The sequence below is a fragment of the Kaistella sp. genome, from assembly GCF_041824135.1.
Classification (GTDB): Bacteria; Bacteroidota; Bacteroidia; order Flavobacteriales; family Weeksellaceae; genus Kaistella.
Genome location: NZ_JBGZYM010000011.1, coordinates 104,139 through 115,831, shown reverse-complemented (window position 1 = coordinate 115,831; position 11,693 = coordinate 104,139). Strand labels below are relative to the sequence as shown.

The following is an 11,693-nucleotide window of genomic DNA, read 5'->3' as shown; positions in this document are numbered from 1 at the left end:
TTATTCACAGGTTGGCAACATTCAGCCGGTTCTAACTGGCGCGCCGTTCCTAAGAATATCACCTGATGCAAGAGCGGGAGGAATGGGTGATCAAGGGGTTGCAACAACTACCGATGCCTTTTCACAATTTTGGAATGCAGCGAAATATCCTTTCAGCAAAACTACTTCGGCAATTGGGATCAACTATACCCCGTACATGAGCAAATTGACCAACGATGTCTTTTTACTTTACGGTGCTTATCACCAGTTTTTAGGAGATGAAGAAAGAGCGACTATTTCAGCAAGTATCTATTATTTCAACATGGGATCAGTAGATCTTACCAAATTAGTTGGCTCTGAAGTCGTACAGGAAGGTACCGCAAAACCAAATGAATTCTCAATTGATGTCGCTTATGGATTGAAATTATCTGATTATTATTCCATGGCAGTTACAGGTCGATTTATTCGTTCAGATTTATCTGGAGGATTTAACTCCGACAACACTTTGAAGCCAGCAAACTCTTTTGCTGTTGATGTTTCAGGTTATTTTCAGTCAGAAAAGCATACCAGTATTAATGATTTTGAAGGTCGTGTAAAAGGTGGTTTCGCCATCCAAAACTTAGGTCCTAGATTGGATTACACCGGCGATGAGGAATCCAGATCTTATCTTCCTACAATGGCGAGAGTTGGTGCAGGATATGACTTATTTTTAGATGATTTAAATAGAGTCGGTTTGAACTTTGAAGCTTCAAAACTTTTGGTTCCTGGTCCGGATGAAACTGGAAATGTTCCTAATGTTGGAGTTATTGACGGAATCGGAAAATCATTTAGCAATACCAAAAGCACGATGTTTAGTGGTGCGGTTGAATACGAATATGACAATGCATTCGCCGTAAGAGGTGGTTATTTCCACGAAAGTGTTGAACAGGGAGGAAGACAATATGCAACGGTTGGTGTTGGTTTAAAATACCAGTCTTTCGGTTTGGATATGTCTTATTTAATTAATACTTCTAAAATTAATTCAGCCTTAGATAACACGCTCCGTTTCGGATTAACCTGGAATATTGGTGAAGAATCTTCGAACGCGCAGGATTATTAATAAAACTTAATCAAGCATAATAAAGTCTCAAATTTTTTTGAGGCTTTTTTTTGACCTTAAATGTTTAAATTTGCAGTATGAACTACGCCACGGAACTAAAAAAATTTGCCAGCAGCCAAGCCATTTATTCGGCGGTTCGTATTTCGCTGGCAATTGTTTTACCCAGTGTTATTCTTGCCCATTTTGGACTGCTCAAAGAATTCTTCCTCTTTCCGCTAGCAACCAGTTTTATTGGTTTAACCGATCAGGCTGGCCCGTTCATCCGCCGTAGAAATGCCTTAATTTTTGCGATTGCTTCGTTTTTCTTTGTAGCCGTGGTCGCAAGTTTTTTAAAGGATTTTCCATTTCTGATCTATCCGGAGATTATTATTTTCTCCATTTTCTTCACCATGATTGGTGTTTACGGACAAAGATTGGCTGCAGTTGGAGCATTGTCTTTAGTCGTGCTGGCGATTTTTATTGATGGTCATTTAACCGGCGATGATATTGTTAAAAGTTCACTTATCTTTTTGGCAGGTTCCATTTTTTACCTTCTCATATTCTTAATCGTTTCCAAAATTCAGCCGTATAAATTAGCGGGCCAAATGATTGGTGAAAATTATTTGGAACTGGGGAATTATCTTTCCTTAAAATCGAAATTCTATTTTAAAAACCCTGATTTCGATGTCTTATACTCTCAGATCATATCACAGCAAATTTCCATTAAAAATCTACAGGAAGAAACTCGGGAAACCGTTTTTAAAACCAGAAAAATAGTTAATGAATCTACGACGACAAGTCGTTTATTAATGTTAATGTTTCTGAATTCTATCGATCTTCATGAGAAATTAATGACCTCTGAAAGTGATTATAGAAAAGTTCAGGAAAATTTTGGAAGCACTGCTTTTTTACATTCAATAGGTGAATATTTACAGCGATTGTCCGAGGAAATGAGCAATATCGGTATCGCTTTACAAAGCAATTCTAAAGCAAAACCGCTCCGAAACATCGATGAAATGCTAGAAAAAATATTCAATGAATATTTCGAGTTGCGTAACAGAAAAATGACGCCAGAAAACCTGGAAGATTTTATGACGCTTCGGTTTATATTAAACAGGATCACTTCTATTTCTGACGAGATCATCACAATTTATAAAGTTTTCAGTCAGGACGAAAAGCTGGCAAAAAGCCTGTCAACAGGTTTAGACTTTCAAAAATTTGTTACCGCAGAAGAAAAACTGAACAGCAAAGTTTTCCTGAGCAACTTCTCTTTAAAATCGGGCTTGTTCCGACATTCCATAAGAATTACGCTTGCGTTGGTTATTGGTTATTGGATTTCCAGTTTTGAGTTCCTGGGAATTGGCCATGCCTACTGGATTTTAATAACCATTGTTGCCATTTTGAAACCTGCGTATGCAACTACCAAACACCGAAATCTTCTGCGTTTATACGGAACGATTTCCGGAGCGATTGTCGCTTATGGAATTCTTCATTTCATTTCCAATACGACCGCCTTATTCGTTTTGTTTTTAAGTGCGATGATTTTATGTTTCAGTTTTTTAAAAACCAAATATTCCTGGGCAGTATTTTTCATGACCATTTACGTATTCCTGGCCTTTAATATTTTAAAACCCGGAAATGTAAACATGATCTTCAAAGACCGTGTTCTCGATACGGTGATCGCCGGAATTGTGGCTTTCGTGGTTTCTTATTTTGTACTGCCAGTTTGGGAACACACCAAAAATTTAGATTTCATGAAGAAGTCTGCAGATAGCAATTTCAAATATTTTTCTGCGGCAATGGCTTACTTTAAAGATGATAACATCGGCATTGAGAACTACAAACTCACCAGAAAAGCTGCTATTATCGACTTAGCGAATCTATCTGACAATTTTCAGAAAATGATCTCGGATCCTAAAAATCAGCAGAAGAAGCTGGAACATCTGCATCAGTTCGTCATTACTTCACATTTAATTACCGCATATATCGCCTCATTTTCGCAATATTCTGAGACCTCAAAACATTATCCTGAAATTGATTTTAATGGCTGGGATTTAAAAATTTCTGCAGAATTAGTACGAACGAAATTACTTCTGAATCAAAAAAATCCAGACGAAAACATCGTACAGGAAAGTAAAATTGAACCTTTGGATACGGTCGAGAATCTGCTTGAGAACCGTAAAAAAGAGCTGGCTGAAAATGAATTTTTTGACCGTCGCGATACCAACAGAATCAGTCATCTAACAGAATTGAAAAACTTAAAGGAAATTCTGGAATTAATTTATGACGTTTCTAAAGAACAAAGAAAAGTCGCTGAGAAATTAGGACCGGAAATTCAGTCAACAATGGTGAAACAATAGTTTTCGAAAAATTCGACGCGGGCTTTGTACAAATCAGAAACATTGTCATCGTGAACTCTGCATTGAATATTAAAAGGAAAATCTAAACTGAACGGTTTTACCTCGTAATGCTTTTTTAAAGACCAATAGTTGGAATGATGGATCTTGTACAAACTTTCTTTCAACGACCAGATCACGGTGAGATAAGCCACTTCTTTATCTTTTTCAATAAAGCCACTCTCCTCTTCCTGTAAAAATTTGTGTCGAATTCTTTCTATCTTTTTATTAAAAGGTTCGATATCAATTCCAACTTTATTTTTTGAAATGGCCAAAGCTGCGAAAGGGAAAGAATGCGTTACCGAAATTTCATAATCTTTCGGCGATAAATAAGGTTGTCTTCCATCGTAAAGAATTTTGTGATCCGGCAAAATCGATTTTAAAATTTTTCTGACCAAAAGAGTTTCTTTCAATTTTGTCGGATGATAATCTTTAACCTTTTCTAAATTCTCTTTCTCGATTAAAAGTTCTGGGTTCAAATCTTCGGCTTCATCATATTTCCAAAGGAGAATGGTTGCTTGATCATCGGAAAAATCTCGGTACAATGGCATTGAAAATTATTAGATGATAAAATTACACAATTCTTTAAATAAACAAATAATCAGCTTTACTTTAAATAAATAATGGAACTGTTGAAGAGGTAATAGATTAAAGAGATAACTCCTATTTCATAAATATTTTAAATTTAAAAAAGACATTTCGTATCTTCGCGTCAAATTTATTTAAATAGATGGAAACTACAACACAATACGTTCCTTATAAAGTTAAGGATATCTCATTAGCTGAATATGGGAGAAAAGAAATTAATTTAGCTGAAGCGGAAATGCCAGGATTAATGGCGATCCGTGAAGAGTACGGGCCTTCTCAACCTTTAAAAGGAGCAAGAATCGCTGGTTGTCTTCACATGACGATTCAAACTGCAGTTTTAATTGAAACTTTGGTTGCATTAGGTGCAGACGTTACTTGGTCCTCTTGTAATATCTTCTCTACTCAGGATCATGCTGCGGCTGCAATTGCTGCTGCTGGAATCCCCGTTTACGCCTGGAAAGGAATGAACGAAGAGGAATTCGAATGGTGTATTGAGCAAACCGTATTTTTTGGTGAAGACAGAAAACCATTAAACCTGATCTTAGATGATGGTGGAGATTTAACCAACCTTGTTTTTGATAAATATCCAGAATTAACGGCGGGAATTAAAGGTCTATCTGAAGAAACTACAACAGGAGTTCACAGATTATACGAAAGAATGCAGAACGGAACTTTGGTGATGCCTGCAATCAACGTAAATGATTCTGTTACCAAATCAAAATTCGATAACAAATATGGTTGTAGAGAATCTGCAGTTGATGCGGTGAGAAGAGCAACAGACTTAATGTTGGCTGGTAAAAGAGTCGTAGTTTGTGGTTACGGTGACGTTGGTAAAGGAACTGCAGCTTCTTTCAAAGGTGCTGGTTCTATTGTTACCGTTACAGAAATTGACCCGATCTGTGCCTTGCAAGCAGCAATGGATGGTTTCGAAGTTAAAAAATTAGATACGGTTGTTGCTAATGCAGATATCGTTATTACAACTACAGGAAACTTTAACATCGTTAAAGGAGAGCATTTCAAACAAATGAAAGATAAAACAGTAGTTTGTAATATCGGTCACTTCGATAATGAATTGGATATGGCTTGGTTGAACGAAAACTATGGTGACACTAAATATGAAGTTAAACCACAAGTTGACGTTTATACGATTGATGGAAAGGAAATCATCATTCTTGCAGAAGGTCGTTTGGTCAACCTTGGTTGCGCCACAGGTCACCCAAGTTTTGTAATGAGTAATTCATTCGCCAATCAGACTTTAGCACAAATCGAATTATGGACTAATTCTGAAGCGTACGGAAATGAGGTTTACATGTTACCAAAACATTTAGATGAAAAAGTTGCTTTCTTACACCTTAAAAAATTAGGCGTAGAATTAGAAACTTTAACAGACGAACAGGCTAAATATATTGGTGTGGAAGTGAAAGGACCTTTCAAACCAGAATATTACAGATATTAATTGAATTTATTTTCAATGATCATACAAAGAACGCTCTGAGATTTCAGAGCGTTCTTTTATTTATCGGAAACAATCATTTGAAACAGGAGATCATACTTTTCGCCTAATTTTCTCTTGAGTCTTTGTTTTGACTTTTTAACGGCATCGATTGTTATTCCCAAAAGGCCAGAAATTTCTGAGTTGGTGAAACCTAATTTCTGCAGTAAAATAATTCGCAGATTAGAGTCGGTAATTTCAGGGAAATTTTCGATCAAACTATCGTAAAATTCCAAATGCTCGCGCTGAAATTCATTCTTAAAATTTCGCCAGTTCTCTTCAGTCATTAAATGCGATTGAAGCAGATCATCTAATTTCACACGATCATTATCCTTGAAAGAAGATTTTGATTCTTTAATATTTTCGATTTCTCCGTACAGTTTTTGAATCTGAATATTTTTCTCCTTCAAAAAGTCGATTTGGGAATCAAGCGTTCTATTCGCATCTAAGAGTTTACGTTCAATATTTAATCTGGAGTTTTCATAGTCTACAATTTTCTCTTCCATCAACACTCGTTTCTTCTTTTCCTGATTTTTAGCTTTAAAAAAAACAAAAAGTATCCCTAATAATACCAAACTTGCAGTAGCGAAAATCACATTTTTCCAGAAAGACTCTGTTGCAAATTTTTGATTGGTGCTTGCAATATTCTGTTGATACTTTCTCTTTTGCATCAACCAGTTCGCTTGATTCAATGGAAGAACGCCATCGGTTTTATTTAGAGAATCTTCCAGTATTTCTATTCTTCGTCTGATGCCCAACTCTTCGTGCTCTCTGCTCTCATTTTGCAAAATGGTCAACCTCAATTTTAAAATATCGAGTTCATTAATTTTAAAATAGGATTTAGAGGTGGCAATTTCGCACGCTTTTTTTACCGTTACTTTCGCTTCATCAATTTGATTATTAGCAATATACAATCTTGTTAACAGCGTGTAGGCATACATCAGATTTTTTTCACTTTTGGTTTCTTTAGAGATCCGAACATCTTCCAAAACCAATTGTATAGCAGTTTTATGATCTTTATTTCGCTCATAGATTTGCGCTAAATTTCCCAGTGTTTTTGCATATCGAAGCTGATCACCAATTGACTTTGATAAAGTTGAAGATTGCCTAATATTTTTTTCAGCATTTTTTAATTCACCTTTTCTAAAATAACTCATTCCTAAGTTATCTAAAATAGCTGCGTATTCAGAGGTATTAGGTTTCGTGTATTCTTTGGCTTTTTTTAAATAGGCAATGGCTTCTGAGTCATCTCCTATCGTATCCATATAAAAACCAATTTTTGTAAAAGATTCCGCCGGTAATATTAATTGATTGATGTCTGTTTTTTCAATTTTATCAATGGCAGCTAAAAAGATAGGCAAAGCTTTGGTCATTTGCCGATAATTATAAAGATAACCGGCGTAACTTAATGTTGCCCAGATTTCCAAAGGTTTCAACTTAGCTTCAGCTGCGTGACGAATTGCTTTGGTGTAATAATAGCCACTTTTATCGTTGACTCTATCAACATTTTCCGCATATGCATTTGCTAGCAAAACATCATATAATATTTGGTCGCTTTCAGAATTGCGGTCGATCAATGGTTGTAGAAAATTTTTTACGGAGGCGATATCACTCTTTGAATCTTTTTTTTGATTGATGATCTGCTCCCAATCTGAAACTTTATCATCTGATGAACTCAAACGGATTTTTTGCGCTTGCAATAAAATGGCAGACAGTAGTAATAATAAACTGGTAAAATATTTTATTGCCATTTTTTTCGTGATCACTTTGTGAATGGAAATATACTATTTTTATAAGAAAAGAAAAAATTTCTATCTATTTAACAAATAAAATCTTTCTAATAAATGATATCTACATTCTACTACCCCGAAAAGCCTGAATAAGTAAAAATATATTTAAAAAATAAAGTCGTCTTAAACACACTTAATTAACTAAAAATCAACCTGTTAATAGTAATAATATTGAAACATATTTGTAAATTTCTCCTGTTTGAAAAATTGTCCCTCTTTTGTCCACCCTGATATTTGGCTTTATTTCCATCGAGATGATATATTTGTCCTAACACATAACCATGAAACTCAACTTATTTTAATGATTTGCAGTTTTCGAATTCTAAAAACACAGATGATGATGAAACTTTTTACTTTTTGTTTTAACAAAGCCGATTTTTAAAGAAGCCTTTTTAATCGGTAAAAGTTTCAGAAAATTAATGAAATTTAGTTATGGTAACCATTACTAAATTTCATTTTTTTTTTGCATTCTGTTTTAATCAGCTCACTGCAATGATTTCTATGTTTTTCTTATCATAAAAAATACAACTTTTCTATTTGTCCACTCTTTGTCCACCTCTATAATTCCTTATTTTTATTGTTATTCTATACATTTGTAGTAGAAAAAAAAGAAATAAGTATTCAACTTGAAAACTTAAAGACTTAAAAACACAAATGATTTTTTTTCCTCCTTTAACAATTAGTTAAAGGAGTTTTTTATTTAATAGCTAGCAGTTTTTTAAACAGGAATCCGCTTTCGATTGTATTAAAACAAATTTTTTAAAAAAGTCAGAAATTTCAGTTTTAAAATGGAATATGTTATTTGATTTTCCTATCTAAGTTACATTTCTAAGTTGGTCTCACGAGAATTACATTTTTTTTAATTAAATTGAGAACAAATTGTATCCAATGAAAAAAACCTTTGCATTGCTGTTTACCTTTTTAATGTTATTTATTTTTAAAGCTCAGGACAAACCCGCTTTTTGGAACGACATTGAACATTTTAAACAGATCAATAAAGAAAACCCTCCACCGAAAGATGCAATTCTTCTCCTCGGAAGTTCTTCCTTTACCATGTGGAAGGACGTTAGTGACTATTTCCCTGCAAAACAGATCGTCAATCGTGGATTTGGAGGCTCGAGTTTAAATGATCTTAATTTTTATTCTGATGAACTCTTAAAACCGTATTCTCCGAAGCAGATCATTATTTACTGTGGTGAAAATGATTTTGCCGGCAACGAAAAACTGACTGCGAGACAGGTATTCAATCGATACAAAAATTTCTACGCGGAAATTAGAAAGTATTATCCAACTATTCAGGTTGATTATATTTCAATCAAATTATCTCCAAGTCGTGAAAACCTTTGGCCAAAATTTATCGCTACGAATTCCTTGATTAAAAGATTTATGAATAAAAAGAAAACTGCCGACTATATCAATATTACAAAAGCAATGAATGATGAAAACGGAAGGATTAGAAAAGATTTATTTTTAGAAGATATGCTTCACATGAAACCAAACGGTTATGAAATCTGGGCTAAAGAAATGAAACCTTTCTTGAAATAAACGTATTCGAAATCACTAAAAAACAATTATAAAAAATCTACTTAAAATATGAAAAGACATGAAGCCTTAGTACAGTTGAGCCGCGACCACCATTTTGGTCTTTTGCTTTGTTGGAAATTAAAAGAAGGGTTGAAGAAAGAAGTTTCAGTGGAAAGAATGTCTAAATACATCGGGCTATTTTACCTGCAGAATTTAAAACCTCATTTCGCAGAAGAAGAGGAAACTATTTTTAAAGTTTTAGGAGAGGATCATCCATTAATTAAGGAAGCAATTTCACAACACCGAACGTTTGAAAAAATGATAGAAGACGGTTTTAAAACACCAGCACAAATTGAAGAGTTCCGCGCTTTACTCGAGCTTCATATCCGAACTGAAGAAAGACAAATTTTCCCGGAAATTGAAAAACAAGCAACTGAAGAGCAATTAGAAGATCTCTTAAAACTGGATCATCCTGAATTAAAAGAACCGGAATACGACGATATTTTTTGGAAGAAAGATTCGTAAAATCAAAGAATTTAAATCTAGCTGTTTAGTTAAAGATAAATGCAGCCATTTCAAGTTGAAATGGCTGCTTTTGTTTATTAAAGTGAGTTTAAAGCTCTCAATACAAGCAAGTAACTATCGTAAAATCGTGGCAATCATAATCATCGCCCAATTCAGAACTTTACTAGAATTAAATCCTTTCGATATCAGCACCAATTGCTTTCAATCGTCCATCGATGTTTTCATATCCACGGTCAATCTGTTCGATGTTATGAATAGTTGATGTTCCTTCCGCGGAAAGCGCTGCGATCAACAACGCATTTCCTGCTCTAATGTCTGGCGAAATCATTGTAGTCCCGCGTAGTGGATATTCATGATTCAAGCCAACAACAGTCGCTCTGTGCGGATCACACAAGATGATCTGCGCGCCCATATCAATTAATTTATCAACAAAGAACAAACGGGATTCAAACATTTTTTGATGAACCAACACCGTTCCTTTCGCTTGGGTTGCAACAACCAAAATGATCGAAAGTAGATCGGGTGTAAATCCTGGCCAGGGAGCGTCGGAAACCGTCAGAATCGATCCATCAATAAACTTCTGAATCGTATAATTTTCCTGAGCCGGAATAAAGATATCATCGCCTCTTTTCTCTAATTGAATTCCTAATTTTTTAAAGGTATTTGGAATCACTCCCAATTCATTCCAGTTGACATTTTTAATGGTAATTTCAGATTTCGTCATCGCTGCAAGACCAATCCAGGAACCGATTTCCACCATATCAGGAAGCATCGTATGTTCTGTTCCGCGCAAATGGGTAACACCTTCAATAGTCAATAAATTAGAACCAATACCTGAAATATTCGCTCCCATTCTATTGAGCATCTTACATAATTGCTGCAAATAAGGTTCGCAAGCCGCATTGTAAATTTTGGTTTTGCCTTTCGCCAACGCGGCAGCCATTACGATATTGGCCGTTCCAGTGACGGAAGCTTCCTCCAACAAAATAAACTTACCGTGAAGTTCTTTTGCTTTTAATGTATAAAAATATTCTTTTTCATCATAATGAAACTCTGCACCCAATTCTACCAATCCCTGGAAATGGGTATCCAATCGCCGTCTCCCGATTTTATCACCACCCGGAGTTGGCATGTAAGCTTCTCCAAATCTGGCAAGCATTGGACCTAATAACATTACTGAACCTCGAAGTTTCGCACCATCTTGTTTAAAATCGTCGGATTTTATATAATCAAAGTTGACTGCATCTGCCTGAAACGTATAATCACCATGTCCATTTTTGGTCACTTTTACACCGAAATCACCCAGAATTTCTATCAACCGATTAACGTCATGAATATCCGGAATGTTCTTTACGCGAACTTCTTCATCCGTCAACAAGACTGCACACAAAATTTGAAGCGCCTCGTTTTTAGCCCCTTGCGGTGTAATTTCACCATGCAGTTTTTTTCCTCCTCTAATTTGAAAACTTCCGCTCATTCTTATTTCCGGTTTTTATTGTTTTGAAAATTCTTTCTGTTATTTTGAGTTTTAGGTTGATGTCTTGGGTTTGATTTATTGCTTCGGTTGGTCGCATAATAAATTTTACTTTTCTCCAAAGAATCTAAAACAGTTAAATCCAGACGGTTTTCCGAAAGGTCTTTTAAATGACGGAAAATAACCTCATCCTGTACATGTTCTTTATTGTAAACATTATAAGATTTCTTCATATTGTTCGCGATCACCTGGATCAACGCGTCTTTTTCGTCACCAGCTTCCAGTTCAATCGCTTTATCGATCAACTGTAAAATGCTTTTTCCGTAAAATTTAAAATCACCCTGTAATTTCGGATATTCCATTCGTTTAGGTTTCACCTGCATTTCTTCAGGCGTCGGAATATGATAAGGCGAATCAACGTCTAAATCATACTTCGCCAAAATAAAAAGATGATCCCAAAGTTTATGTTTATAGTTCGATTCGTCTCGAAGCTGTGGATTTCTTTGTCCCATGAAATCTACAATCGCCACGGCCATTTCGTTACGCTCGTCTCTATTTTCGAGTTCCTGACAACGCTCAACAAGCTGCTGTATAATTCGGCCGTATTCCGGCATTTGGAGTTGCGTTTTGCTAGTATTATATTCCATAAGTGCAAATATAAGAATTTGTTAAGGTTAATAGTTTTAGTTGTCTGAATATTTTTTTGGGCGTGCCCCTTCGTTGCCATCACTTTCGCTGAAGCTACTTCGGGTCGGTCTTCGCTCACAAAACGAGGAACGAGCTTCGATGATTCAAATAAAAATATATAAAAAATTGAATCAATCTTTTTTTTGACAGAATTTATTTG

The 11,693-nt window shown here is 35.2% G+C and carries 9 protein-coding genes; 5 read left to right on the top strand and 4 right to left on the bottom strand.

Features of this window, described 5'->3' with window-relative positions; genetic code table 11:
• The coding region (gene porV / locus ACEYOS_RS01355; RefSeq protein ID WP_373797477.1) for a type IX secretion system outer membrane channel protein PorV at positions 1-1,078 on the top strand (1,078 nt) is incomplete at its 5' end.
• 77 nt (positions 1,079-1,155) lie between these two features.
• Positions 1,156-3,417 (top strand): FUSC family membrane protein, encoded by a 2,262-nt coding sequence (locus tag ACEYOS_RS01350; RefSeq protein ID WP_373707489.1) that lies wholly within the window; start codon positions 1,156-1,158, stop codon positions 3,415-3,417.
• Here the strand turns inward: ACEYOS_RS01350 and ACEYOS_RS01345 are convergent.
• Entirely contained in the window at positions 3,393-4,004 is a 612-nt protein-coding gene (locus tag ACEYOS_RS01345) for a 4'-phosphopantetheinyl transferase superfamily protein (RefSeq protein WP_373707488.1), read from the bottom strand. The genes ACEYOS_RS01350 and ACEYOS_RS01345 overlap by 25 nt on opposite strands.
• A 179-nt stretch (positions 4,005-4,183) precedes the next feature.
• Between ACEYOS_RS01345 and ahcY the strand changes: the two genes are divergently transcribed.
• The gene (gene ahcY, locus ACEYOS_RS01340) at positions 4,184-5,497 is read left to right on the top strand and encodes an adenosylhomocysteinase (RefSeq protein WP_373707487.1); all 1,314 of its coding nucleotides are present in this window, start codon (positions 4,184-4,186) and stop codon (positions 5,495-5,497) included.
• A gap of 56 nt (positions 5,498-5,553) precedes the next feature.
• Here ahcY and ACEYOS_RS01335 read toward each other — a convergent pair whose 3' ends face one another.
• On the bottom strand, positions 5,554-7,284 hold the full coding sequence (locus ACEYOS_RS01335; protein ID WP_373739221.1) for a tetratricopeptide repeat protein: 1,731 nt from the start codon (positions 7,282-7,284) through the stop codon (positions 5,554-5,556).
• A 927-nt stretch (positions 7,285-8,211) separates the two neighbouring features.
• Here ACEYOS_RS01335 and ACEYOS_RS01330 point away from each other — a divergent pair.
• Complete coding sequence (locus ACEYOS_RS01330; RefSeq protein ID WP_373707485.1) at positions 8,212-8,868, top strand: GDSL-type esterase/lipase family protein; 657 nt, start codon at positions 8,212-8,214, stop codon at positions 8,866-8,868.
• 48 nt (positions 8,869-8,916) lie between these two features.
• Positions 8,917-9,372 carry a hemerythrin domain-containing protein gene (locus ACEYOS_RS01325; protein ID WP_373707484.1) on the top strand — a complete coding sequence of 152 codons (456 nt, stop codon included), beginning with the start codon at positions 8,917-8,919 and terminating at the stop codon, positions 9,370-9,372.
• Positions 9,373-9,541: 169 nt separating this feature from the next.
• Here the strand turns inward: ACEYOS_RS01325 and murA are convergent, their stop codons facing one another.
• Positions 9,542-10,849 (bottom strand): UDP-N-acetylglucosamine 1-carboxyvinyltransferase, encoded by a 1,308-nt coding sequence (murA, locus tag ACEYOS_RS01320; RefSeq protein ID WP_373707483.1) that lies wholly within the window; start codon positions 10,847-10,849, stop codon positions 9,542-9,544.
• Positions 10,850-10,851: 2 nt separating this feature from the next.
• Positions 10,852-11,493: a DUF4290 domain-containing protein gene (locus ACEYOS_RS01315; RefSeq protein WP_373707482.1), complete on the bottom strand. Its 642-nt coding sequence runs from the start codon at positions 11,491-11,493 to the stop codon at positions 10,852-10,854.
• Positions 11,494-11,693 lie beyond the last annotated feature (200 nt).

Bases quoted from the DNA above. Each gene is read 5' to 3' on its own strand.
- murA (WP_373707483.1), bottom strand. From the start codon at position 10,849: ATGAGCGGAAGTTTTCAAATTAGAGGAGGAAAAAAACTGCATGGTGAA.
- ACEYOS_RS01345 (WP_373707488.1), bottom strand. From the start codon at position 4,004: ATGCCATTGTACCGAGATTTTTCCGATGATCAAGCAACCATTCTCCTT.
- ACEYOS_RS01350 (WP_373707489.1), top strand. From the start codon at position 1,156: ATGAACTACGCCACGGAACTAAAAAAATTTGCCAGCAGCCAAGCCATT.
- ACEYOS_RS01330 (WP_373707485.1), top strand. From the start codon at position 8,212: ATGAAAAAAACCTTTGCATTGCTGTTTACCTTTTTAATGTTATTTATT.
- ACEYOS_RS01325 (WP_373707484.1), top strand. From the start codon at position 8,917: ATGAAAAGACATGAAGCCTTAGTACAGTTGAGCCGCGACCACCATTTT.
- ahcY (WP_373707487.1), top strand. From the start codon at position 4,184: ATGGAAACTACAACACAATACGTTCCTTATAAAGTTAAGGATATCTCA.
- ACEYOS_RS01335 (WP_373739221.1), bottom strand. From the start codon at position 7,284: ATGGCAATAAAATATTTTACCAGTTTATTATTACTACTGTCTGCCATT.
- ACEYOS_RS01315 (WP_373707482.1), bottom strand. From the start codon at position 11,493: ATGGAATATAATACTAGCAAAACGCAACTCCAAATGCCGGAATACGGC.